This is a genomic window from Polynucleobacter sp. MWH-UH25E, assembly GCF_018687095.1.
Classification (GTDB): Bacteria; Pseudomonadota; Gammaproteobacteria; order Burkholderiales; family Burkholderiaceae; genus Polynucleobacter.
Map to the genome: position 1 here is coordinate 213,670 of NZ_CP061286.1, position 24,708 is coordinate 238,377.

A 24,708-nucleotide genomic window follows, 5' to 3' on the forward strand; every position below is an offset into this window, starting at 1 on the left:
TATTGGTCAGAAATAAAAGAATTTAGGAGAAAGTTATGTTGAATTGGGAAGAGGAAGTAGCTCCAGCACTAGCGAAAGCTGGTCTTGCGCCACAACCGGTTGTGGCTGAACCGCAACGCCCGCAGCCAGACCAAGTAGCTATGGCAGCACCTCAAGCTGCCGCACCTGCGGCAGCGCAAACACAAAACGCGCCAGCAGCCGGTATGGAAACTCGTCGCGTTAATGTGGCTGACAAGCGTGTTATCAATGCGAAAACCGACGTTAATCAGCTCGTTCCATTTAAATACAAGTGGGCCTGGGAGAAATATTTAGCGGGTTGCGCTAACCACTGGATGCCACAAGAGATCAATATGAACCGCGACATCGCGCTTTGGAAAGATCCAAATGGCCTTACAGAAGACGAGCGCCGCATCATTAAGCGCAATCTTGGCTTCTTCACTACAGCGGATTCTTTGGCGGCAAACAATATTGTTTTGGGTACATATCGCCAAATTACCGCTCCAGAGTGCCGCCAATACCTGTTGCGCCAAGCTTTCGAGGAGGCAATTCATACTCACGCCTATCAATATATTGTGGAATCTTTGGGCTTGGACCAAGGCGAAATCTTCAATGCGTATCACGAAATTGAGTCGATTCGCGCTAAGGATGAGTTCCTTATTCCGTTTATTGATGTGCTCACCGACCCAACATTTAAGACTGGCACACTCGAAAACGATCAAAAATTACTTCGATCTTTGATTGTTTTTGCCTGCGTAATGGAAGGTTTGTTCTTTTATGTTGGTTTTACGCAAATACTTGCGATGGGTCGTCAAAACAAAATGACGGGTGCCGCTGAGCAGTATCAATACATCCTTCGTGATGAGTCAATGCACTGCAATTTTGGTATCGATTTAATTAACCAAATCAAGCTGGAGAACCCGCAGTTATGGACTTCCGCGTTCAAAGACGAGATTAAATCGATCTTCGAAAAAGCGGTTGAGTTGGAGTACCGTTATGCTGAAGATACGATGCCTCGCGGAGTGCTCGGATTGAACGCTCCGATGTTCAAAGGTTACCTAAGATACATTTGTAATCGCAGATGTTTGCAAATAGGACTTGACGCGATGTTCCCAAATGAAGAGAATCCATTTCCATGGATGTCAGAAATGATTGATCTTAAGAAAGAAAGAAACTTTTTTGAGACACGCGTTATTGAGTATCAAACCGGTGGTGCGCTAAGTTGGGAGTAATCAGCTAGTTTTAAAGCGCACAACTGGCTAAATAGGAGATTAGACGGTTGGTTAGTTTAGGAAGTCAGCAAAAACAGACTCAAATCCGAAAACCCTTGCTCAAGGGTGCTAGGGCTATTCTCCCCGTTTTTTCCAGCACATTTAAGAAGCCGTTGTCCTTCGGGGCCACGGCTTTTTTTCCAGGATTCATTAGCGTGCAGCACTTAGCTTCAAGCCGCGCGCCGATGAATGGCTCGCTCGTTCATTCTGAATGGTCGGGTCTTCTTAATGTAGTTTGTACTAATCCTCACGTGAAGGAGTAACACACATGGCAACAAAGAAAAAACCTGCTGCAAAGAAACCAGCTGCTAAGAAAAAAGTAGCTGCTAAAAAGCCAGCTGCTAAAAAAGTAGCTAAGAAGCGCCCAGCTGCTAAAAAAGCTGCTGCTAAAAAGCCAGCTGCTAAAAAAGTAGCTAAGAAGCGCCCAGCTGCTAAAAAAGCTGCTGCTAAAAAGCCAGCTGCTAAAAAAGCAACACGTAAAGTAGCAAAAAAGCGCGTAGCAAAAAAAAAGTAAGTAAGCCTGCTGCGAAGAAAGCGGGCTCTGCTGTAAAAAAGCCCGCGGCTAAGAAAGCTGCACCAGCGACTAGTGCGTTGAATCCTGCCGCTGCTTGGCCCTTCCCAACTGGCACACGTCCTTAAGTTTCGACTTTAGACGGGTGTTATTAGAAGGGGTCTCTCACGAGACCCCTTTTTTATTTCCGAAACAGCCGAAATCTTTAGAAGCTAAATCCAAAAGCCGATTTGAACTGCTCGGCAATCTGAGCTTTGCTTGGTTGGTGGTTTTGAGGTCCTTGATGGGTGATTTTGATTGAGCCCATGAGGCTGGCTAAACGCCCAGTCGTTTCCCAGTCCATGTCATTTTCAAGGCCAAAAAGTAGTCCGCCACGGAAGGCATCACCACATCCAGTGGGATCAATGACTTTTGCCGCGGGAACGGGTGGAATCGAAATACATTTGCCTTGCGTATAAATCTCCGCACCTTGAGCACCTTTGGTGACGATCAGTGCTTTTACACGCTCAGCAATTTTTGCCAGCTCCAAACCGGTTTTTTTGGAGAGCATTTCACCTTCATAGTCGTTTACCGCTAAATAGCTCGCAATCTCAACTAGCTCCAGGAGTTCTGGCCCATCAAACATCGGTAAACCTTGGCCTGGATCAAAGATAAATGGGATGTTCGCGTCTGAGAGCTGGTGGCAGTGCTCCCACATTCCTTGTCTGCCATCTGGGGCAACAATTCCGAATTTTGCTGCGCCTTTGGCGTTTTTGCTACGCTCAGCAACCACTGCTGCAACTTCATTGAGGTGTGATTCGCTCATCGCCCCTGGGTGAAATGCGGTAATCTGATTATTGGTTTGATCGGTCGTGATCATGGCCTGCGCTGTAAAAGCATTCTCAATTTGGCGAATATGGCTTGCGTCGATCTTCAGTTGCTTTAAATGATCCAGGTAAGGGTTCGCATCGCCACCAACGGTTGCCATGATGATGGGATCGCCACCCAAAAGGTGGAGGTTATAGGCAATATTTCCTGCGCAACCACCAAATTCACGGCGCATGGTTGGAACCAAAAACGCCACATTCAGGATATGAATTTGCTCTGGGAGAATTTGATCGGCAAATTTGCCTTCAAAGTTCATGATGGTGTCGTATGCGATAGAACCGCAGATCAGGCTAGCCATAAATTGCTTTCTGTTTGGGTGGTGAGTGTGATTAGATGGGAAATGATGAGTAAATAGGTTTCGATAATCGAATTAGTGCGGATAAATCGCATGCACTCGATAGCCCGCAGCATTCGCTGGCAGCGCGATAGGCAGCTCGGATTGAATGATTTCACCAGCGGGCGCACCATTTTTTAAAAAATCAGGATGTGATTCTTGCCAAGAGAATGGGAGCCATTCTTTCGGACTCAATTGAATCGATTTGAGTTCAGATTCTTCTGCGTCGGTCAGAGAAATTTCTAAATTTGGGAATAAAACAGGAACTGCAAGACGATTTTGTATTTCAATTTGCAAGATAGATTGATTTGCAGGGCTTTTAAGGCCATCACGCGGGTTTTCAGGCGAAAGTGTTGCTGAAGTTATTTTCCATGCAGAAAAATCGCTTACGGGGCGATTAAAGCACCCTAGTGCACTACATAATTTTTGATCAATCAATTGCAAAACCGAAAATGCGCGCACGGCAACGACATTTGATGAGCCATCGATGCGTGGTGCTAATGCTGGGATGAGTGTATTTCTGGAAAGATGCTCGCCAAAAATGAGCAACAGGATGAAAAAAAGACTTAGTAGAGTCGGTTTTAAGTATTTCGACTGCTTAATACTTTTTTTTTGAGCGGATTCGGAGTTCAGGGTGCCATGCAAACATACCCAGCCATCACTCTCTCGCCAGACAGAGAGTTTGAGCCACTGACTGTAGGTTGCAATCACTTCATCTGCTTGGCGAGCAAGAACGCCAGATAAAACAATTTGACCGCCTGGACGCATTTTATTGACCAATGCAGGCGCTAAGACTTGTAGTGGGTTAGCCAAAATATTGGCCATCACAATATCGTATTTTCTTTCTGCGGCAAGTTCTGGGGCGCCTTCAGTCGGTAATACAAAACGGATCTCTGTATTGTTAATCTCCGCATTGCTGCGCGCGGCAACCATCGCTTGTGGATCAATATCGGTGCCAACTACGGGATTGCAACCCAGTTTTGCAGCGGCAATTGCCAAAATGCCAGATCCACAACCGTAATCCAACAGACTTTGGTTTGAGAGATTTTGATGTTCTTCCAACCAAAGTAGGCATAAATGGGTGGTTGGATGACTGCCAGTACCAAAAGCAAGTCCTGGATCAACCGCAAGACAAATCGCGTTTGGATCGCTAGGTGCTTCATGCCAAGAAGGGACTACCCAAATTCGTTTGCCAATCTGAATGGGGGCAAACTGACTTTGAGTTAATCGTACCCAGTCTTGCTCTTCTACTGTTTTTTCTTGAGGCGGCGATAGTTTGAAACCGGCTTCTTTGAGAGCGGCAAGCAGTTCCGGGATAAATTCCGCAGAACCTGATTCATCAAGTTCTGGATTAAAGAGGGCGGTAACGGATGATCGATCCCACGCTTGCACTTCAGGCGATAAACCTGGCTCACCATAGAGCGGGTTTTCATCGTATCCACCCGCAGCATCATCCTCAACGGTGACCGATAGTGCACCCAGCTCGAGTAAAGCATCTCCTAAAGGCTCAGCAGTTTCTGCTGCTACCGTGAATACCAGCTCACGATAAGACATTTAAGGCTCTTATAACTCGCATGAATTAGGGCGCATTAAGACTTGCCACGACTAGCGGCTTGTTCTTCTAAGCGATGCTCCAGGTAGTGAATGCTAGTACCGCCTTCCATGAAGTTAGGATCGAGCATGAGTTCACGGTGAAGGGGAACATTGGTCGTAATGCCATCAATCACCATTTCAGAAAGGGCAATTTGCATACGGCGGATCGCTTGTTCACGAGTGTTGCCGTAAGAAATGAGTTTGCCGATCATGGAATCGTAGTTAGACGGAACCATGTAGCCACTGTAGGCATGTGAGTCCACACGAATGCCAGGACCGCCTGGCATATGGAATGAGCCAATTCGACCGGGGCTTGGAGTGAATTTGAATGGATCTTCTGCATTCAGACGGCACTCAATGGCGTGCCCACGGAAGACAATGTCTTTCTGGCGATAGCTGAGCTTTAGGCCGGCTGCAATACGAATTTGTTCTTGCACGATATCGACGCCCGTAATCATCTCGGTTACCGGGTGTTCAACCTGAACACGGGTATTCATCTCAATGAAGAAGAACTCGCCGTTTTCGTACAGGAATTCAAAGGTACCAGCACCACGGTAGCCAATTTTTCGGCAGGCATCCGCACAGCGCTCACCAATTTTGGCGATTAAGCGACGATCAATGCCTGGAGCTGGCGCCTCTTCAATTACTTTTTGGTGGCGACGTTGCATAGAGCAATCACGTTCACCCAGCCAAATCGCATTGCCATGGGTATCTGCCAGAACCTGAATTTCTACGTGGCGAGGTTTTTCTAAAAACTTCTCCATATAGACTTCTGGGTTGCCAAATGCACGACCTGCTTCTTCGCGAGTCATGTTGACGGCATTAATCAAGTGCGCTTCAGTATGAACTACGCGCATGCCGCGACCGCCACCGCCACCAGCAGCTTTAATGATCACGGGGTAACCCACTTTTTTCGCAGCGGCAATAATTTCTTTTGGATTGTCTGGTAATGCGCCTTCAGATCCTGGAACGCAAGGAACGCCAGCTTTAATCATGGCGCGCTTAGCGGAAACCTTATCACCCATCAAGCGAATGGAAGCCGCTGTAGGACCAATAAAAGCAAAGCCAGATTTCTCAACACGCTCAGCAAAGTCAGCATTCTCAGAGAGGAAGCCGTATCCTGGATGGATTGCTTCAGCATCCGTTACTTCCGCTGCGGAAATAATGGCCGGCATATTGAGATAGCTTTGTGGTGATGGTGCTGGACCGATGCAAACGGCTTCATCGGCAAGCTTTACGTATTTCGCTTCCTTATCGGCTGTGGAATACACCACAACAGTTTTGATTCCCAACTCGCGGCATGCGCGTTGGATGCGAAGAGCGATTTCTCCGCGATTGGCAATCAGAATCTTATCGAACATGTCGGCTCTGAGTTAAGTAAGGGGTTTGGAAAAAGTCAGGGCGCTTAAGTGCTTAAGCGATGACAAATAGGGGCTGATCAAACTCAACACCTTGGCCGTTTTCACACAGAATTTCTTTGATAACGCCAGCCTTCTCAGATTCAATTTCATTAAGCAGTTTCATTGCTTCAATGATGCAAAGTGTTTGACCTACTTTGACGGTGTCACCCACATTTACAAAGTTTGGAGACTCTGGATTTGGTGCGCGATAGAAGGTGCCTACCATCGGAGAGCGGGCAACAAAGCCTTCTTCAACAGCGGGTGCTTCTGTAGCTGGCGCTTGTGGTGCAGCGGCTGTAGCAACGGGAGCTGCGGCAATAGCTTGTACCGGAGCGGGGTTGGCATAGACAACTTGACCCGCAGCAACTGGAGAGCCGGAATTTACGATGCGAACACGATCTTCACCTTCGTTTACTTCTAATTCAGAAATCCCTGATTCAGAAACTAGGTCGATCAAGGTTTTGAGTTTTCTAAGATCCATATGAGTGTGTCCTCTCTTGAAATTCTGTAATTAAGCTTATTTTTGTAAACGGGCAATTGCAGTCTGTAATGCAAGTTCATAACCAATCGCGCCAAGTCCGCAAATCACTCCCGTCGCAATGTCGGATAAATAGGAATGTTTCCGAAACTCTTCACGTTGGTGAATATTGGATAAATGGACTTCGGTAAATGGAATAGCAACGCCTGCTAATACATCGCGCAAAGCCACGCTGGTGTGGGTAAAGGCGCCTGGATTAATGATGATGAAATCAACCCCATCTTGCTTCGCTTTTTGGATGCGATCGATGAGTTCGCCTTCATGATTGCTTTGATATGTGCTTAATTCGACAGACTGGGCTTTTGCAAGCTCTCCCAGTCTTTGGTGGATATCTTCAAGGGTGGTTTTGCCGTAAACCTCTGGTTCACGAGTGCCCAATAGATTGAGATTTGGGCCTTGAATTACAAGAATTGAAGCTTTTTTAGACATAGATCCCTGTTTTTAGAGGCATTTAAGTGTCAATTATTTAATTTGGCTAAATTTAGGTATTGAGCCACCCACACTGCAATTGCTTCTTTTTTGCTTCAGCTGCCATGGGTGAAAGTATACCCTCAGAAATATCTGAAAAGTCTAAAACTGGGTAGTGAAAATGAAATTTTCACTACTTTTAAGAGCAAATAATGAAAATTAGCCTAAAAATTGCTTATTAATTCAGCAATTGATAATCGGTAGAATCAAAAGAAAATGGGTTAAATGATCTCATAATGCGCCATTAATAGCTTTTTTGAGCTCATCTTCACTTATTTTTCCTAATTTTGTAAAAGTCGACTTTCCGCTTGGGCTAATGATGACGGTATAAGGTAGGGCCCCTTGGGAGTTGCCCATTTGCTTTGCTAAATTGCTACCCTCTAATCCGCCAATGACGATCGGGTAAGAAACAGGGGTTTTTTGTAGAAATTCGCGTACGTTAGATGGTGAATCGATGCCGATACCGACAAATAGAACATTTTTTGAAGCATATTCTTTCGAAACTTGATCCAAAGTTGGCATTTCTTCTACGCAAGGAGGGCACCAAGAGGCCCAAAAGTTAATCACTAAGACCTTTCCTTGCCAATTTTCACTATTGACTGGTTTTCCATCTGGACTTTGCCAAGGATTAGCAAAAAATGCCTTAATCGATGGCTCACTGGCTAGACCAGATTGAGAAATCCATTGCGAGGTAAAGATGCCAGTTAGAAGTGCCATTACGCTGACGCCAGCAATCACAATCCATTGTCTTCGGTTCATCTCAAGTCCTTCGCTAAAATTCATTAATGCATATACATATTTTGGGCATTTGCGGTACTTTCATGGGCGGCATTGCCGCAATTGCCAGACAAGCTGGACATCGCGTAACAGGTTGCGACGCCAACGTGTACCCCCCAATGAGTTCGCAACTTGAATCTCAAGGTATTGAACTGATTGAGGGTTTCTCACCAGAACAATTATTGCAGTTTGAGACGATGCCGGATTTATTTGTGATCGGTAATGTCGTTTCCCGTGGCAACCCGCTCATGGAAGCGATTTTGAATCAAGGGCTTCCTTATATCTCTGGCCCTCAATGGTTGGGCGAGCAAGTTCTGTATGGCAGACATGTTTTAGCCGTAGCAGGCACGCATGGCAAAACAACTACTTCTGCAATGCTGACATGGATATTGGAATTCAATGGATATAAGCCAGGCTATTTGATTGGTGGCGTGCCTTTGAATTTCACAGTCTCTGCTCGTTTAGGCGAGGGTAAGTATTTTGTCATCGAGGCAGATGAGTACGATACGGCGTTTTTTGATAAGCGTAGTAAGTTTGTGCATTACAGACCACGTACCGCCTTATTAAACAATTTGGAATTCGATCACGCTGATATTTTTGCGGATCTTGCTGCAATTGAAACCCAATTTCATCATTTAGTGCGTACCGTTCCGGGCGATGGATTGTTGGTGGTCAATGGCGAAGAGCCCGCATTGGAGAGGGTTGTAACCAGGGGTGCATGGGCGCCAGTAGAGCGTTTCGGCCAAGATGCCGCTAATGAATGGTCTTTGGTTTCGCAAGAAGCAGATGGTTTTGTTGTTCGTAAAGCAGGCAAGAATGTTGCAACTGTGACGTGGGCGCCAGACTCTGGCGTGATGGGGAGACATAATCAATTAAACGCATTAGCTGCAATTGCTGCTGCGAATCATATTGGCATTTCACCGGAAGATTCTGCACGCGCATTGGCGGAATTTAAAAACGTCAAGCGTCGTCTCGAAACCATCGGTGTTGCTAACGATATTACGGTCTATGACGATTTTGCGCATCATCCCACCGCCATTACAACGACAGTTGATGGTTTACGTCGACGCGTAGGCAAGTCTCGTATCTTGGCTGTTCTCGAGCCTCGCTCTAACACCATGAAGCTTGGCACTATGAAGGCTCAATTGCCCGATAGCCTACAACAGGCTGACAAAGTATTTGCATATGGCGCCAGTAGCGGCAAAGAGTCTTTGGGTTGGGACTTGGCGGAGGTTTTAGCACCGCTTAATGCTAAAGGTGAAGTAAAAGCCCAGGCTTTTGATGATCTAGACGCTCTCGTGCTTGCAGTTGCAAACGAGGCTAAGCCAGGGGATCACATTTTGGTCATGAGCAACGGCGGCTTTGGCGGCGTACACCAAAAATTATTAAAGAAGATCGCAAGTTAAATTTGCTTGCAGCAACTTCACTTATAAAACACATACTGAAAGTAAATTTGTGGGCGATCGATTAAAAGGTAAGGTGGCAATTGTTACTGGAGCAGCTAAAGGGATTGGTTTTGCAACTGCCCAGCGTTTTGCGCAAGAGGGCGCCATTGTGATCGTTGCCGATGTCAATCCAGAAGCAGTCAAAAATGCTGCTGCGCAAATTCCCAATAGCGAAGCACATGTCATGAATGTGACTGATCGCGCCAGTATTCAGGGGGTTGTAGATCAAGTGATACAGAAACATGGTCGTATCGATATCTTGATTAATAACGCAGGTATTACTCAAGATGCGCGTCTAATCAAAATGACTGAGGCTCAATTTGATGCAGTGATTGATGTGAACCTCAAAGGGGTCTTCAATTGCACCCAATTGATTGCTCCACATATGCTGGAGGCCGGCTCAGGCGCGATTGTGAATGCCTCGAGTGTTGTTGGTTTGTATGGCAACTTTGGTCAAACCAATTACTCCGCTACAAAATTTGGCGTGATTGGATTCACTAAGACCTGGGCGCGCGAGCTTGGCCCTAAAGGTATTCGTGTAAATGCGGTATGTCCAGGATTCATCGCTACCGAAATGGTGAAAGCAATGCCAGAAAATATTCTGAAAGATATTGAGAAGCGCAGTTGGCTTGGGCGTCTGGGTACCCCTGAAGAAATGGCTAATGTGTATTTGTTCTTGGCTAGCGATGAGGCTAGCTATGTCAATGGCGTGGCATTAGAAGCTAGCGGCGGAATTTCACTTTAAGCATGAATCTCTTATATGAAGAGGGTGGCGATATCAAAATCGCCACAGTGCAGTCTGCAACCGGAATGGGTGATGCAGAGTCTTGGCAGGCAACCAGCTTGTCTGGTAAAAAAATCAAGCTCAAGGCTAAAGAGGTTTGGTTGCGCTTTGAAAAGCCTGATGCTCAGGCTGTGATGGACGAAGCACTAACGCTATCTAAAGAAATTGATTTGCAATTGCTATGGGACTGCGCGCCAGATGAAGAGTTTGGATTGGTGGATGTTGCTCATGAGTACTTTGGGGATCAAGCCTCCATTCCGCAACAAGTTTCGTTGGCAATTGCCTTGCAAGGTGCGCCAGTCTTTTTTCGGCGCAAAGGGCGAGGCCGTTTTCAGAGGGCGCCTTTAGAGCAGTTGCAGGCAGGCTTAGCGGCGTTAGGACGCAAACAAAAAGAGTTAGAGCAACAGTCCCTGTGGCAACAAGAATTGGTGGCAGGGTCATTTCCAGAAGCTCTGAAAGCCTCTGCCAAGCAGTTATTATTCTCTCCCGATAAAAACAGTTCTGCATATAAGGCCTTAAATTCTGCATGCACCGAGACTGGTGAGTCGCCTGCTCAGTTGATGATTCGATCTGGGGCGATCGACTCTCCATTGGCGTATCACCAAGGAATGTTTTTAAAGGCTCATTTCCCCCATGGTTCTGCTCATAATCCCAATCTGGAGGTTGATCAAGATACTTATGATGCTGCGATTGCTGAGTTACCTCTTGCAGAAGTCCAGGCGTTCTCAATTGATGATTCTGGCACTACAGAAATCGATGATGCGCTTTCTGTAACTGATTTAGTGGGTGGCGGCCATCGTATTGGTATTCATATCGCAGCACCAGGGTTAGCCTTAACTAGAGATGATGCGTTAGATCAAGTGGCTCGTAGCCGGATGTCTACGGTTTATTTTCCTGGTGACAAAATCACGATGTTGCCGGATGCGGTGATTCAGCAATTCTCCTTAGATGAAGGGGCTGCAAGACCCGCTTTATCAGTCTATGTAGATATTGATGCAGACGGCTTGGTTAACCGAGAGACTGTGCAGATGCGCGCGGAAATGGTTCCGATTGCCGCTAATTTGCGCCTTGAAAATATCGAAGACTTGATAAGCGATGAGACTTTGTCTGATACCGATACTGAATACCCTTTCAAAAAAGAATTAGGTATTTTGTGGCAAGCCGCAAAACATTTGCATGCTGGGCGCCAAGAAAAAAGAGTCGCCAATGGCTTACGTGCAGAACAATTAGGTTTAGTAGATCCAAACGCTTTAGCAAGAGATTTCCATTTTCAGATCAAAAATAATGATGGAGTGGAGCGGGTAGAAATTACCCCACGTCAGCGTGGCTCTATTCTGGATACGATTGTTGCCGAGTGGATGATCTTCTGTAATAGTGCATCAGGCCAACTTCTGGCTGACCATGGATTGCCAGGTTTATTTAGGACGCAAAAGGGCTGGGGTCCAATGCGCACTCGTATGCAAACTACCCCTGGTCCTCATGAAGGCTTGGGCTTGGACTACTACGCCTGGTCTACTTCCCCCTTGCGTCGTTACTCCGACTTGGTCAATCAATGGCAATTACTTGCGCTGGCAAAGCATGGCGTTACTGCCAAGATGGTTGCTCCTTTTCCTCCGCGAGATGCGGTGTTAATGGGAATTGCCGCAGATTTCGAATCTTCTTATCAAGCCTACGGTGAGTACCAAGATCGTTTAGAGAAATACTGGTGCTTACGTTGGATGACGCAAGACGATCAGTTAAAGGCAGTTTATGTACGTCATCTGAAAGAGGGTATGTCGAGGGTTGAGCCAGTACCTTTGCACTTACCTGTTCCAGAGCTGGCAAGTCATCCGCGCATGACTCGGGCCCACGTGATGGTGTCTGATGTAGATCTATTGCAATTAAGTGCTGCGGTCAGAGTATTGAAGATTGAGTCGACACAGTCGGATGATCAAGCCACTGAGGGCCAAGAAGTATTGCCATCCGGAGAGGCGGAAGAAGATGCGAGCCTGGATTAGACCAATGCATTTTCCGCATTTTGAAAAAATAGAAAGACTGATTTCTTATTTTCAAGAAGCCTGGAGAAAGCATCCGTTTCGTTTGGCTCTACTGGTTTCATTAGGCATCCACATCATCTTTCTATCGTTTCGTTGGGGTATGGGCGAGATTCAGAATCGCCGATTGAATACACCGCTCAGCGTAGTTCTTGTGAATGCCAGTAATAAGGCGCCCCCCAAGCAGGCAAATAAATTAGCCCAGGCTGATTTACAAGGCGGCGGAAAGTCAGATACGCAAGATGCCACAGCCTTGCATCGCGCAAGATTGGGGGCTGAGGCTCGCCTTGAAGTTTTGGAAAAACAACAAAAGCAAATGTTGGCTAAGCTCGATGAGCAGCGTGCTCGCTCTGGTGGTAGAAAGAGTGGTGATGATCAAAAGGCAGTTCAACAGCTTAATTCGTTAGAGGCTGAACTGGCTAAACGACTTCAGCAAGATGGTCGTCAACCCCGTCGAAAAGTGTTAACTGGCGCCAATACAAAAGCAGTAACTTTTGCTCATTACTTTGATGCTATGCGCCAGAAAATCGAGGCTTATGGCAGTACGTTTTTCCCAAGAGCCAATGGGCGACCCTTGTATGGGAGCTTGATCATTGTGGTGAGCGTGGATGCTCAAGGCCGTATTACCAATAATGCCCAGGGAAAAGAGGGCCTTTCCATTGGGCGAAGCTCCGGCAACCCAGAGCTAGATCGTCAGGCGCTTGCGATTGTGAGGGCTTCTGCGCCATTTGGGCCCTTCCCAGCAGAAATGCGAAATCAAATCGATGTGCTGGATTGGATTTCGACTTTTGACTTTACGCGAGACGGAAACGATCATTTGGAATTACGAAACTAATTCGCTTATTCTTTAAGCCTTATGACGCTAAACGCCACTCTTGATCTGCATACAGACCCCAGTTTTTTCCAGGGGAAGGATGTTTATGCGGTTGCAGGAAACCCCATATCGCATAGCAAGTCACCCACAATTCATCAAGCGTTTGCAGAGCAGGCTCAGCAGGCTATGCACTATGGCCGAATGCAACCTCAATTAGATGGTTTTACAAAAGCAGCAAAGTCCTTCTTTGCTGCTGGTGGCAAAGGTATGAATGTCACCGTTCCTTTTAAATTGGATGCAAAGACATTTTCAGATCAATTAACAGACCGTGCTCGCTTGGCGGGTGCAGTAAATACGCTGTGGATTCAAGATGGAAAAATTTATGGTGACAATACTGATGGCGCAGGCCTGGTAAGAGATTTATTGGCACAGGGGATTGATATTCATGCGGCACGTATTTTGTTGTTAGGTGCGGGTGGTGCGGCTCGCGGCGTGATTGGACCGTTATTAGAGCTCTCGCCTAAATGTCTAGTGATTGCTAATCGATCTACTGCCAAGGCAGATGAATTGGTGAAGTTGTTTGCTGATTTAGCTGCTCGCAAACAAGTCGCCTTAGAGTCACGCACCTTGGCTGATTTGGAAAATAGCCAGAAAACTTCTCATTCTTTTGATCTGGTGATTAATGCAACGGCTGCGGGATTAACAGACGACTCACCTTTGAGTGAGGCGGCAGTAATGCAGGTTTTTAAACCCGGGTCGTTTGCTTATGACATGGTGTACGGCAAAAACACTGCCTTTATGAATCAGGCTTTGCAGCATGGCGCTCGTATTAGCGATGGTTTGGGAATGCTAGTAGAGCAAGCAGCAGATGCGTTCTTAATATGGCGCGGCGCTGAGCTTGCTACAGAGATCAATCCGCGCGCTGTTTTAGCTAAATTACGTAGCTCATAAGCAAGCAACAAATAACAGCCCAAAAACAAGCAAACACTTATTTTTTCAATGCGTTGGATTTTGTATCCATTCAAATGTCTGCTGGCAGGCTTTGTTGCCATGCAGCTTTATTTCGTAATTCAAGTTAGCTTGTGGGCTAGTCTAGACCCCAGCAGCACAGCCTTTCAGAGGGCTGAACGTTGGCGTTTATGTTCATGGCATTTCACATGTGATATTCAATCTCAATGGGTGCCCTATGACAAGATTTCCAATAATCTCAAGCGGGCGGTCTTGGTGAGTGAGGATGACATCTTCTTTCAGCACAAAGGGGTGCGTGTTGAGGATATGCAAAAGGCTTGGGAGAAAAATCAACAGCAGACCCAGGAAAAATCACGCTCTGGCACAAAGACAAAGCCTATCTTGCGAGGTGGCTCAACGATCACGCAGCAGTTAGCAAAAAACTTATTTTTATCATCTGAGCAAAATTATTTCCGCAAGACCCAAGAGCTGATCATCACTGGCCTCTTGGAGTTGATACTTTCAAAGCAAAGGCTCTTCGAGATTTATTTAAATTCAGTAGAGTGGGGTGAAGGCATTTTTGGCATTGGCGCTGCCGCCAAGCATTACTATGCAAGCACTCCTGCTAGATTAGATGTGGATCAAGCTGCCGCTTTGGCTTCTGCTTTGCCTGCCCCCAAATGTTTTGATAAGCAACAGTATTGCTACAGGGGAAGTATTAACTATTCAGCCCGCCAAGAATTTATTCTAGAAAATATGGGGCGCGTTGCGCTAGCTCCAATCCCTGCACCCAAAAATTCTAAGCGTTAAGCAATATTCACTAAGTAATATTTACAGTACTTAGCTTGCTGCTTTTAATGCATCACGAGTGCTGATCGCAACAGCTCTTGCTGCTTGTGCAAAATCGTTTCCGGAGCTGGCATACAAAATGGCTCTAGAAGAATTGATGATCATGCCAGTTCCAGGTTTGCCTGCAATAGCACCCGCCTTGACAGTTGCCTCAGTATCGCCGCCTTGAGCACCAATGCCTGGAATCAGCAGAGGCATATCACCTACGATGGCGCGTACTTTTGCAATCTCTTCAGGAAAGGTCGCCCCAACAACCAATCCAATTTGTCCGCTGCTATTCCATTTGGTGGCGGCTAGTTTGGCAACATGCAAATACAGGGGTTCGCCACTTGGAGCAACATTTAAAAACTGTAGATCGGATCCACCAGGGTTGGATGTGCGGCACAGCACGATGACGCCCTTGCCAGTATGTTTGAGGTAGGGCTCGATCGTATCGAACCCCATATAAGGATTAACCGTAATGGCATCGGCGCCATAACGTTCAAATGCCTCAAGGGCGTAATGGTCAGCTGTACTGCCAATATCACCACGCTTAGAATCCAAAATCACCGGGATGTGGGGATATTTATCTTTGATGTGACGAATCAGCTTTTCGAGCTGAGCCTCAGCCCTTTGAGACGCAAAGTAAGCGAATTGGGGCTTAAAGGAGCAAACCAGGTCTGCTGTAGCATCCGCAATTTCGCGACAGAACTCAAAAATACCCTCCGGCTTACCTTGCAAGGAGTCTGGAAGACGCTTGGGGTCTGGGTCGAAACCAATGCACAGCATGCTGCCTTGGGAAGCCCATGCGGACTGGAGTTGCTGGGTAAAGGTATTTGAGCGAGAGTTCATTCGAATTTAGCTTATTTTAATGAAACGGTCATGTTCTATAGGATAAACTAGCGCACATTCCTTAGGAGTTCACCATGATCAACTTGTTCGTCCTGCAAAATGGCCGCCTCTCTCAAGAGCAAGTAGAAGATCGCAATGAATTATTGCAGTATGCCAATCCTATCTGGATTGACGTGGTCGACCCTGAAGAGGAAGAACTCATTTGGATTAAAGAGGCTTTTGGCGTACTTTTGCCAGAGCTAGATGATTTAGGAGACCTAGAGGCTTCTGCTCGTTACTTTGAGGCAGATGATGGTCACCTTCATATTCGTACAGATTTCTTATTAGATGAAGAAGAGACTTCTCGCAACGTGCGCGTTGCGTTTGTGTTGACCAAGCAAGTCTTGTTCTCCATTCATGATGAAGATTTGCCCGTGTTCCGCTTGGTACGTTTGCGCGCTCGTTTGCGCCCTGGATCTGTTAGCAATGCTAAAGACGTGTTGTTGGATTTGTATTCAACAGACGCCGAGTATTCTGCAGATGCCTTGGAAGAGGTTTATGAAAACCTTGAACAAGCAGGAAAACGTGTTTTGCAAGATGACATTAATGATGCAGATGCTGAACAGGTTCTCGAGACGATTGCCAAGGAAGAAGATACCAACGGTCGTATCCGTCGCAACGTCATGGATACCCGCAGAGCCTTATCTTTCCTAATGCGCAGTAAGTTGCTCTCTGATGAGCAGCAAGAAGAAGCACGTCAGATTTTGCGTGATATCGATTCACTAGAAAACCATACCGCTTTCCTGTTCGACAAGATTAACTTCTTGATGGATGCGACCGTAGGTTTCATTAACTTGAACCAATCAAAGATCATTAAGATCTTCTCGGTTGTATCCGTTGCTTTAATGCCGCCAACCTTATTGGCGAGCGTTTGGGGTATGAACTACAAATACATGCCAGAACTTGATGCAACTTGGGGTTACCCAATGGCCATTATTGCGATGATCGTTTCTGCGATTATTCCGTTGTGGTACTTCTATCACAAAGGGTGGATGAAGTAACTCCACTAAGCTTTTTGTAGTACTAATTCTCGAGAAGTTTTGCTAATTCACTGAGTGCGAAATCGCACGCTTGTTGCCGTACGTGTTGCCGATCTCCATCAAAGCGCATCGTTTTGGTGATGATTCGGTTATCGCCAGCATCGCTCCGAATGGCCCATCCAAAGCAAACCATGCCGACGGGTTTTTCTGTGGACCCGCCGCTAGGGCCGGCAATGCCGGTAATAGAGAGGGCGGCATTGGCCCCAGAATTCACTTGAGCGCCTTCAGCCATGGCCTTGGCAACCTCTTCGCTTACTGCCCCATAAACCTCAAGCAGCCTAATTGGAACACCTAGGCACTCGATTTTTGCTTCGTTACTGTAGGTAATGTAGCCACGCTCAAACCAATTGCTAGAGCCGGCAATTTCGGTCAAGCTCGCGCAAACCAATCCACCAGTACAAGACTCGGCCGCAGCCATTTTCCAATTCTTTGATTTCAGAATTTCAGCGAGAGTGCTAACAATGTCTGCGGTTTTCATGATGAGATTCAGGTCAAGTACATTGCGATTATCTGAATTAGTGCAATTACCATGAGTGTGGAAAAGGCTGCCGCAAGATCATCAATCATGATGCCAAAACCTCGCCACCATATTTGTGTATTTGTTGATGCTATGTCCAAATTCCCTGTCTTTTTAAAATGCCGATCAATCCAGCCTATTGGACCTGGTTTGACTGCATCAAAAAATCTGAACAATGCAAAAGCCAAAATTTGAATCCAAAGATTACTTGGCATGATGAATGCCAGAATGAGCCAGAACGCAATCATCTCATCCCAAACAATGCCGCCAAAATCGCGCTTACCTAATTCTTCGCTGACGAAGCCGCAGATCCAGCAACCCCAGATGAATCCAACTCCTAGAGCCCATAAGAGTGCGGGGGAACCAGACAAAGAAAAAATATAGTCGGCAATTAAGTAGATGGCCCAAGCCCATAGCGTGCCAGCCGTGCCTGGGGCAACAGTGCTAAGACCGCTACCAAATCCAAACGCGAAGATTCTATTCACACTTCCTAACATCCACTTGAAGTCGGGCTTTAGACTAAACGCTTGTTGAGTGGCCTTATTCATGACGTTGTTCACACTGCAAAGTGATCAAAGGATTTGAGGAGTTGCGCTGCTTCAGTATCAGAAAGAATTTTTCCATCAGTATTCAAAATATGAACTTGTGATGAATGATTTTTTTTGTGAATGATGCGACCAATACAAGTCAGCGGTAAATCGAGTGCGCGACTTATTTCTAAAATGAATTCGTGTTGGCTCTTGGGTGCTGTAAAACAAAGCTCATAGTCATCTCCCCCGCAAGCAGCGAATTGATTTTGGGTTTGAATGCTTTGTTTTTTTAGGGCATCTGACTTTGGTAGACGATCTAGGAATATTTCTGCATCTACTTGTGATTGGCGCAAGATATGTTGCAGGTCTCCAAGTAGCCCATCAGATACATCCAAGGCTGCGTTGGCGATACCTCTTAATCTCAGTCCCAATTCAATTCTGGGGGTGGGCTGATGCATGCGATGTTCAATGGTGCCCAACTCATCTTTGCTTAATGAGATTTCATGACGCAGCGCAGCAAGAACGAGTCTTGCGTCTCCTACTGCTCCAGAGACCCAGACTTCATCATCAATCTTTGCCCCTGATCTCCGAATGGCTTTTCCATTGGGCACGCTACCGATAGCGGTGATAGAAATGGTGAGTGGGCCTGCAGTAGTGTCCCCACCTATGAGTGAGCAATCAAACTGATTAGCAATTGAAAATAAACCTTTAGAAAAAGCCTTTAACCATTGCTCATCCATATTCGGTAAGGCAATCGAGAGGGTAAGCCCAAGGGGTTTAGCGCCCATTGCCGCTAGGTCTGAAAGGTTGACGGCTAGGGCTTTGCGGCCCAGCTGTTCAGCGTCAGCCCCCTTTAAGAAGTGTCGACCTTCAACGAGCATGTCGCTGGTGATGGCAATTTCTTCATCTGATGGTGGTTTGATGAGTGCGCAATCATCCCCGATACCTAAATGAATTGCAGAATTGGGAGGTTGTGCGATGGATGGCGTTTTAAAAAAACGCTCAATCAGGTCAAATTCACCCAAAGGCTTGGAGGAAGAGTGCATGTCCTATTTTATGGCTCTTGGGACTGGAGTGCTCGAGAGGAATAGAATTAATGATCTATTTAGCATTTAAAGATAAAAGTAAAACAAACTAGTGAGTTCGTTGATGAGCAAAGATAACAGTAAAGAACAACAAATTGCAGCTTTGAGACAGGCTGCCCTTCAGTATCACGAGTCTCCAGTTCCTGGAAAGATTGAGATTGCACCTACTAAGCAACTCACAAATCAACGCGATCTGGCCTTGGCTTATACGCCTGGGGTTGCCGCTCCTTGTGAAGAGATCGTCAAGGATCCTGCAAACGCATTTAAGTACACCGCCAAAGGCAATCTTGTTGGCGTGATTACAAACGGTACTGCTGTGCTCGGCTTGGGAAACATTGGACCGCTCGCTAGTAAGCCGGTGATGGAAGGTAAAGCAGTCCTGTTTAAGAAATTTGCAGGCATCGATGTTTTCGATATCGAGGTTAATGAAAACGACCCTGACAAATTGGTGGAAATTATTGCCGCACTCGAGCCAACATTCGGCGGCATCAATTTGGAAGATATCAAAGCACCAGATTGTTTTGTGGTTGAGCGTAAGTTACAAGCGCGCATGAAGATTCCCGTCTTTCATGATGATCAGCATGGAACCGCAATCGTTGTAGCTGCTGCGATCCTCAATGGTTTGAAGGTAGTTGGTAAAGATGTTGGCAATGTGAAGTTAGTTACTTCTGGTGCCGGCGCTGCAGCCTTAGCTTGCTTGGATTTATTGGTTGACTTGGGTATCCCACGTAAAAATATTTGGGTAACCGATTTAGCAGGTGTTGCTTATAAGGGCCGCAAAGAATTAATGGATCCAGAGAAGGAGCCGTTCTGCCAAGAGACCGATTTGCGTACTTTGGATGATGTGATCGCAGGGGCAGATATTTTCTTAGGTCTTTCTGCTGGTGGTGTCTTGAAACAAGAGATGGTGAAGAAGATGGCAGACAAGCCGCTCATCTACGCTCTTGCAAACCCAACCCCAGAAATTCTGCCGGAAGAGGTAAGAGCAGTTCGTCCAGATGCAGTGATGGCGACAGGACGCACCGATTATCCGAATCAGGTGAATAACGTTTTGTGCTTCCCATTTATTTTCCGCGGCGCATTGGACGTGGGTGCAACTACTATTACCCGTGGCATGGAAGTTGCCGCAGTAAAAGCTGTGGCTGAGTTGGCTCAAGCAGAGCAGAGCGAAGTAGTGGCATCTGTATACGGTATTGAGAATTTGTCGTTTGGTCCTGAGTATCTAATCCCAAAACCATTTGATCCACGTTTGATTACAGTCATTGCACCTGCAGTTGCTAAAGCAGCAATGGATGATGGTGTTGCTTCTCGCCCTATTAAAGACTTTGATGCATACCGCAATCAGTTGCAGCAATTTGTGTACCACTCTGGTACTTTAATGAAGCCGCTCTTTAGCATCGCTAAGCGTGTACCGGCGAATCAGAAGCGTATTGTCTTTGCCGAGGGTGAAGATGAGCGCGTATTGCGTGCTGTCCAGATCATCATCGATGAAAACCTGGCTAAACCAATTTTGATTGGTCGCCCAGCGGTCATTGATCATCGTATTGAGAAGTTTGGTCTGCGAATGAAGTCTGGCGAAGATTTTGAAATCGTGAACCCTGAGAAGGATGATCGTTTCCGTGATTTCTGGCAAACCTATCTTGGACTCACAGAGCGCAAGGGTGTAACCCAATCGTTTGCTAAGTTAGAAGTTCGCCGCCGCAATAGCTTGATCGGCAGCCTCTTGATTAAGAAGGGTATGGCTGACGGCATGATTTCCGGCACTGTTGGCAATATCGCTACGCATTTGAAATATGTTCATGAAGTGATTGGGCCTGAGCCTGGTGCTACTGTATATGGTGCAATGTCAGGATTGATACTTCCTGGACGCCAAGTATTTTTGGTTGATACCCATATCAACATTGATCCGACAGCAGAGCAATTGACAGAGTTGACTCTGATGGCGGCTAGCGAAATGCGTAAGTTGGGATTGGTGCCAAAGGTTGCACTCTTGTCCCATTCAAACTTCGGCTCAAGCAATGCTCCTTCCGCAGTGAAGATGCGTGAAGTCTTGGCTTTACTCCAAAAAGCAGACCCAACCCTAGAGGTTGATGGTGAAATGCATGGGGATAGTGCTCTTGATGAAACCATTCGCGCTGGCACAGTCACTTCATCGCCATTGAAAGGCGACGCGAATCTGCTGGTATTGCCAAATATTGATGCGGCGAACATTTCTTACAACTTGTTAAAAACTGCAGCTGGTAATGGCATTGCAATTGGACCGTTGCTATTAGGCGTTGCTAAGCCAATCCACATTCTGACTCCGGCTGCCACCGTTCGTCGTATCGTGAATGTGACAACTTTGGCAGTTGTTGAAGCCGCAAGCAACGCTAGGGGCATCTCGTAAGTCTTTATAATTTATGTAAGTTAGTGATAACTTACATAAATTAATTACATATAAATCAACGACTTATAAATAAGTCATCGTATTTGGGCTTGATTTGATGGCGTGTTAAGGGTAACCTAGCACCCATCATGAATAATCGCTCTGAAAACACCAATACAGCCAGCTTCGAAGAACATAGCCGCGCTGAAAGTTGGGATAGCAACGATCGACTTGAAATGGAATCGTCTGCTGCCAATGTTTATGCACAGGGCGGTTTATCTCGTTTACAAACCTTTGCAGCAAATCAAGTTTCGGGGAAAAAAGTGACAGCTTCTTGGCGTGCCGCTTTGGCCGTTCGTGATGCCGGACCACCGGCTATGTTGCGCAGCGTGCGCACTAACATCGTGCAATCGATTCGCGCATTTCGCACACCTGATTTGCAAGAAGCTGCTACTGAGCTCGGCCAACATTTTATTTACGCAAATTGCGCAAATGCGATGACTAAGGGCGAAGTTCTTGAAGCAATCGCAATTGCTTACACCTTTACAAAACAGCAGGCCAAGAATTTTGATCCCTTGTTAGATGCATTAACTACAACCACTGACAAAGCTGGTCAACAACCTGGATTCGTAGTGGTGCTTGAAGGCTTACCTTGCACGCAGAAATTTGACAAAGAAGCTCGTGAAACTTTGTTAGATGTATTCCGTGATGCTGTTGATTATTGGGCTGAGCGTCGCACGCCTTATCGCGTGTTTTACTCTTTCGCTTAAAAGAGTATTGCCTTCAAACCCTTGAAACGCCTCACTTGAGGCGTTTTTGCATTTCTGGGTTCCACACACTGTGCACGGCGGTTATCGCTACAACGCCCGCTGTTTCCGTGCGTAGCACTCGTTCGCCCAAAGAAACGATTTGATAGCCGGCAGCTTGAGCGCGCGCCTCCTCCTCAGGCGAATGACCTCCCTCTGGGCCGATCATGAGAACGAGATCTTGGGGTTCTGTTTCCATGAGAACTGAGTACAAACTTTGAGTTGCATCGGGACTAAGAAGAAGCTTTAACTTAGGTTTGGATTCCTTCAAATACTCATCAAAAGTTTGAATGGGCTCTAGTGCTGCAAGAACAGTTCTATCGCATTGCTCGCATGCTGCCTGAATAATCCCTTTCCAGTGAGTAAGCCGTTTTTGGGCTCGCTCTTGATCGCTTGATCGGGTTAACTTGAGGATTGATCGCTCGCACTGTATTGGGGCGATGACTTGGGCACCTGTTTCAATAGCCTTTTCCACAATCCAATCCATTTTGTCACCACCCGCAAGACCTTGCGCCAAGGTAATGGCATAAGGTGTCTCTCGGTGGATATCCATGCGAATTTCGCTTAATTGGGCGGAGCCACTCTTTCCACTAAGGGAGAGGAGTTTGGCTTTGGCAACCTGGCCTTTTCCATCAAAAATCGGGAAGGTTTCTCCAGGCTCAATTCGCCTGACACGTAAATGGTGGGCTACCTCAGGGGTAAGGGCAGTTGGCTTTTCGGAATCCCATGGTCCGGGAAGATAAAATTGAGGCATTACTGAAATATAGCCAATTTATTTTCCCAGAGACCATTTTTACAATGTCAAATCTTCAAATTCGCATGGCCAATGCCATTCGCGCCTTATCCATGGATGCAGTTCAGCAGGCAAATTCAGGTCACCCTGGTATGCCAATGGGTATGGCAGATATTGCTGTTGGGCTATGGAATGAGCATTTAAAGCACAACCCAACAGACCCTCATTGGATTGACCGCGATCGCTTTGTATTGTCAAACGGTCATGGCTCGATGTTGTTGTATTCCTTATTGCATCTTTCTGGCTACGACTTACCAATTGAAGAATTAAAAAATTTCCGTCAACTACACAGCAAAACTCCGGGTCACCCTGAGTATGGAATTACTCCTGGAGTGGAAACAACAACCGGACCATTAGGTCAGGGTATTTCTAATGCGGTTGGCATGGCGTTGGCAGAGAAATTGCTTGCTGAAGAATTTAATCGTCCTGGTCACAACATCATTGATCACTACACCTATGTCTTCTTAGGTGATGGTTGTTTGATGGAAGGTATTAGTCATGAGGTTTGCTCATTAGCGGGTACCTTGAAGTTAAACAAGTTGATTGCGCTTTGGGATGACAACGGCATTTCTATTGATGGCAAGGTAGTTTCTTGGTTCAATGAAGACACGCCAAAACGTTTTGAGGCTTACGGTTGGAATGTGATTCGCGATGTCGACGGCCACAATGCAGAAGCTGTTTCCAAGGCGATTACAAAAGCCAAGAAGAGTGAGAAACCAACCTTGATTTGCTGTAAGACCGCGATCGGCCAAGGCTCACCCAATATGGCTGGCACCGATAAGGTCCATGGCTCACCATTAGGTGCTGCTGAAATTGCAGCAACACGTGTTGCCTTGAATTGGCCGTATGCTCCGTTTGAAGTGCCCAAAGATATTTATGCTGCGTCGGATTTCAAAAAACGTGGTCAAGCACTTGAGCATGAATGGAATAAAGAGTTCCAAAAATACAAGAATAAATTTCCTGAACTTGCCGCAGAATTACAGCGTCGCATGCAAGGGGATTTATCTAAAGATTTTGCGCCAACTCTCAATAAGTATTTGAAGGCATGCCAAGCTAAAGCAGAAACCGTTGCAACTCGTAAGGCAAGTCAAAATGCGATTGAAGCATTAGCTCCAGCTTTGCCTGAATTCATGGGCGGCTCTGCAGATTTGACAGGTTCAAATCTAACCAATTGGTCGGCATGCAAAGCTGTGCGTGGTGATCAATGGGGTAACCATATTAATTACGGTGTGCGTGAGTTTGGTATGAGCGCCATCATGAATGGTATTGCACTACATGGCGGGTACATTCCTTTTGGTGGCACCTTCTTAACGTTCTCAGATTACAGTCGCAATGCCATCCGTATGGCTGCACTGATGAAGCTGCGCAGTATTTTTGTCTTTACCCATGACTCTATTGGCTTGGGGGAAGATGGGCCGACCCATCAGTCTGTAGAGCATGTAGCCAGCCTTCGCTTGATTCCTAATTTGATGGTTTGGCGTCCTTGCGATACCACTGAGAGTGCCGTAGCTTGGGGTGCTGCCATCGAACGCAAGAACGGCCCAAGCGCGCTGATCTTTAGTCGTCAAAATTGCCCGTTTGTTTCACGCTCTGCAGCGCAAATCAAAGATATTGCGCATGGCGGTTACGTATTGCGTGATCCTCAGTCTGGAAAAATTGATGCAGTAATTATGGCTACCGGTTCTGAAATTGCTTTGGCACTACAGACTGCGGAACATTTAGAAAAAGAAAGTAATGGAAAGATTGGCATTCGTGTTGTTTCAATGCCTTCAACCACTGTTTTTGATCAACAGAGTGCAACATACAAAGCATCAGTCTTGCCGTCCAATATTCCACGCATTGCCATTGAGGCGGGCGTGAGTGATTTTTGGTGGAAGTATGGCTGTGCAGCAGTTCATGGGGTGGACACCTTTGGTGAGTCTGCACCTGCAGGTCAGTTGTATGAATATTTTGGTTTAACAGTAGATCAAATTGCGAAGACTGTGAAACAGTGCATCTCGAAAAAGTAATTTGAAATACGAAACCAAAGTACAAAATGCACAGTGCAAATGAATTCAATATTAGCTAGGGGAA

The 24,708-nt window shown here is 46.3% G+C and carries 23 protein-coding genes and 1 pseudogene; 12 read left to right on the top strand and 12 right to left on the bottom strand.

Features of this window, described 5'->3' with window-relative positions; translation table 11 throughout:
• The first annotated feature begins 35 nt into the window (after nt 1-35).
• Both ICV39_RS01150 and ICV39_RS01155 read left to right on the top strand, forming a co-directional pair.
• The gene (locus ICV39_RS01150; RefSeq protein WP_215390089.1) at nt 36-1,229 is read left to right on the top strand and encodes a ribonucleotide-diphosphate reductase subunit beta; all 1,194 of its coding nucleotides are present in this window, start codon (nt 36-38) and stop codon (nt 1,227-1,229) included.
• 307 nt (nt 1,230-1,536) lie between these two features.
• Nucleotides 1,537-1,782 (top strand): hypothetical protein, encoded by a 246-nt coding sequence (locus ICV39_RS01155; RefSeq protein WP_251372695.1) that lies wholly within the window; start codon nt 1,537-1,539, stop codon nt 1,780-1,782.
• Nucleotides 1,783-1,984: 202 nt separating this feature from the next.
• On the opposite strand, the gene ICV39_RS01160 is transcribed toward ICV39_RS01155, so the two are convergent.
• The 7 genes and pseudogenes from ICV39_RS01160 to ICV39_RS01185 all read right to left on the bottom strand — a co-directional run bounded on the left by ICV39_RS01160 (nt 1,985) and on the right by ICV39_RS01185 (nt 7,738).
• Nucleotides 1,985-2,944 carry a carbohydrate kinase family protein gene (locus ICV39_RS01160; RefSeq protein ID WP_215390090.1) on the bottom strand — a complete coding sequence of 320 codons (960 nt, stop codon included), beginning with the start codon at nt 2,942-2,944 and terminating at the stop codon, nt 1,985-1,987.
• A gap of 72 nt (nt 2,945-3,016) precedes the next feature.
• Nucleotides 3,017-3,625, bottom strand: coding sequence for a DUF3426 domain-containing protein (locus ICV39_RS10040; protein ID WP_251372744.1), 609 nt, complete (start codon nt 3,623-3,625; stop codon nt 3,017-3,019).
• Nucleotides 3,614-4,534: pseudogene (gene prmA, locus ICV39_RS10045) on the bottom strand (50S ribosomal protein L11 methyltransferase); the annotation flags it as partial. The pseudogene prmA and the gene ICV39_RS10040, both read right to left, overlap by 12 nt.
• Before the next feature lie 35 nt (nt 4,535-4,569).
• Complete coding sequence (gene accC, locus ICV39_RS01170) at nt 4,570-5,934, bottom strand: acetyl-CoA carboxylase biotin carboxylase subunit (protein WP_173954987.1); 1,365 nt, start codon at nt 5,932-5,934, stop codon at nt 4,570-4,572.
• Between the two features lie 52 nt (nt 5,935-5,986).
• On the bottom strand, nt 5,987-6,454 hold the full coding sequence (gene accB, locus ICV39_RS01175) for an acetyl-CoA carboxylase biotin carboxyl carrier protein (protein ID WP_215390092.1): 468 nt from the start codon (nt 6,452-6,454) through the stop codon (nt 5,987-5,989).
• Between the two features lie 36 nt (nt 6,455-6,490).
• Nucleotides 6,491-6,940 (bottom strand): type II 3-dehydroquinate dehydratase, encoded by a 450-nt coding sequence (gene aroQ / locus ICV39_RS01180; protein ID WP_215390093.1) that lies wholly within the window; start codon nt 6,938-6,940, stop codon nt 6,491-6,493.
• 270 nt (nt 6,941-7,210) lie between these two features.
• Nucleotides 7,211-7,738 (bottom strand): TlpA disulfide reductase family protein, encoded by a 528-nt coding sequence (locus ICV39_RS01185; RefSeq protein WP_215390094.1) that lies wholly within the window; start codon nt 7,736-7,738, stop codon nt 7,211-7,213.
• Nucleotides 7,739-7,764: 26 nt separating this feature from the next.
• Here ICV39_RS01185 and mpl point away from each other — a divergent pair, with 26 nt between their 5' ends.
• Genes mpl through mtgA form a run of 6 tightly spaced genes read left to right on the top strand, consistent with a single transcriptional unit; the run spans nt 7,765 to nt 14,590 of the window.
• Entirely contained in the window at nt 7,765-9,162 is a 1,398-nt protein-coding gene (gene mpl / locus ICV39_RS01190; protein ID WP_215390095.1) for a UDP-N-acetylmuramate:L-alanyl-gamma-D-glutamyl-meso-diaminopimelate ligase, read from the top strand.
• A gap of 49 nt (nt 9,163-9,211) precedes the next feature.
• The gene (gene fabG, locus ICV39_RS01195; protein ID WP_215390096.1) at nt 9,212-9,946 is read left to right on the top strand and encodes a 3-oxoacyl-ACP reductase FabG; all 735 of its coding nucleotides are present in this window, start codon (nt 9,212-9,214) and stop codon (nt 9,944-9,946) included.
• A 2-nt stretch (nt 9,947-9,948) separates the two neighbouring features.
• On the top strand, nt 9,949-11,982 hold the full coding sequence (locus ICV39_RS01200) for a ribonuclease catalytic domain-containing protein (RefSeq protein ID WP_215390097.1): 2,034 nt from the start codon (nt 9,949-9,951) through the stop codon (nt 11,980-11,982).
• Between the two features lie 4 nt (nt 11,983-11,986).
• Nucleotides 11,987-12,853, top strand: coding sequence for an energy transducer TonB (locus tag ICV39_RS01205; protein ID WP_251372696.1), 867 nt, complete (start codon nt 11,987-11,989; stop codon nt 12,851-12,853).
• A 21-nt stretch (nt 12,854-12,874) separates the two neighbouring features.
• The gene (gene aroE / locus ICV39_RS01210; protein WP_215390099.1) at nt 12,875-13,783 is read left to right on the top strand and encodes a shikimate dehydrogenase; all 909 of its coding nucleotides are present in this window, start codon (nt 12,875-12,877) and stop codon (nt 13,781-13,783) included.
• Between the two features lie 48 nt (nt 13,784-13,831).
• Nucleotides 13,832-14,590, top strand: coding sequence for a monofunctional biosynthetic peptidoglycan transglycosylase (gene mtgA, locus ICV39_RS01215; RefSeq protein ID WP_215390100.1), 759 nt, complete (start codon nt 13,832-13,834; stop codon nt 14,588-14,590).
• 30 nt (nt 14,591-14,620) lie between these two features.
• On the opposite strand, the gene pyrF is transcribed toward mtgA, so the two are convergent.
• Nucleotides 14,621-15,460 (bottom strand): orotidine-5'-phosphate decarboxylase, encoded by an 840-nt coding sequence (pyrF, locus tag ICV39_RS01220; RefSeq protein ID WP_215390101.1) that lies wholly within the window; start codon nt 15,458-15,460, stop codon nt 14,621-14,623.
• Nucleotides 15,461-15,534: 74 nt separating this feature from the next.
• On the opposite strand from pyrF, the gene corA reads away from it, so the two are divergent.
• Nucleotides 15,535-16,500: a magnesium/cobalt transporter CorA gene (corA, locus tag ICV39_RS01225; RefSeq protein ID WP_215390102.1), complete on the top strand. Its 966-nt coding sequence runs from the start codon at nt 15,535-15,537 to the stop codon at nt 16,498-16,500.
• A gap of 22 nt (nt 16,501-16,522) precedes the next feature.
• On the opposite strand, the gene ICV39_RS01230 is transcribed toward corA, so the two are convergent.
• Genes ICV39_RS01230 through thiL form a run of 3 tightly spaced genes read right to left on the bottom strand, consistent with a single transcriptional unit; the run spans nt 16,523 to nt 18,632 of the window.
• Nucleotides 16,523-17,017, bottom strand: coding sequence for a CinA family protein (locus ICV39_RS01230; RefSeq protein WP_215390103.1), 495 nt, complete (start codon nt 17,015-17,017; stop codon nt 16,523-16,525).
• An 8-nt stretch (nt 17,018-17,025) separates the two neighbouring features.
• Nucleotides 17,026-17,604, bottom strand: a complete 579-nt coding sequence (locus tag ICV39_RS01235; protein WP_215390104.1) for a phosphatidylglycerophosphatase A — start codon at nt 17,602-17,604, stop codon at nt 17,026-17,028.
• A gap of 8 nt (nt 17,605-17,612) precedes the next feature.
• Nucleotides 17,613-18,632 carry a thiamine-phosphate kinase gene (gene thiL, locus ICV39_RS01240; RefSeq protein WP_215390105.1) on the bottom strand — a complete coding sequence of 340 codons (1,020 nt, stop codon included), beginning with the start codon at nt 18,630-18,632 and terminating at the stop codon, nt 17,613-17,615.
• A gap of 103 nt (nt 18,633-18,735) precedes the next feature.
• On the opposite strand from thiL, the gene ICV39_RS01245 reads away from it, so the two are divergent.
• On the top strand, nt 18,736-21,057 hold the full coding sequence (locus ICV39_RS01245; protein ID WP_215390106.1) for an NADP-dependent malic enzyme: 2,322 nt from the start codon (nt 18,736-18,738) through the stop codon (nt 21,055-21,057).
• A gap of 128 nt (nt 21,058-21,185) precedes the next feature.
• Nucleotides 21,186-21,806, top strand: coding sequence for a barstar family protein (locus ICV39_RS01250; RefSeq protein WP_215390107.1), 621 nt, complete (start codon nt 21,186-21,188; stop codon nt 21,804-21,806).
• 31 nt (nt 21,807-21,837) lie between these two features.
• Here ICV39_RS01250 and ICV39_RS01255 read toward each other — a convergent pair whose 3' ends face one another.
• Nucleotides 21,838-22,596, bottom strand: coding sequence for a 16S rRNA (uracil(1498)-N(3))-methyltransferase (locus ICV39_RS01255; protein WP_215390108.1), 759 nt, complete (start codon nt 22,594-22,596; stop codon nt 21,838-21,840).
• Between the two features lie 44 nt (nt 22,597-22,640).
• Here ICV39_RS01255 and tkt point away from each other — a divergent pair, with 44 nt between their 5' ends.
• A complete protein-coding gene (gene tkt, locus ICV39_RS01260) occupies nt 22,641-24,644 on the top strand; it encodes a transketolase (RefSeq protein ID WP_215390109.1) in 2,004 nt (667 codons plus the stop codon).
• The last annotated feature ends 64 nt before the right edge of the window (nt 24,645-24,708 follow it).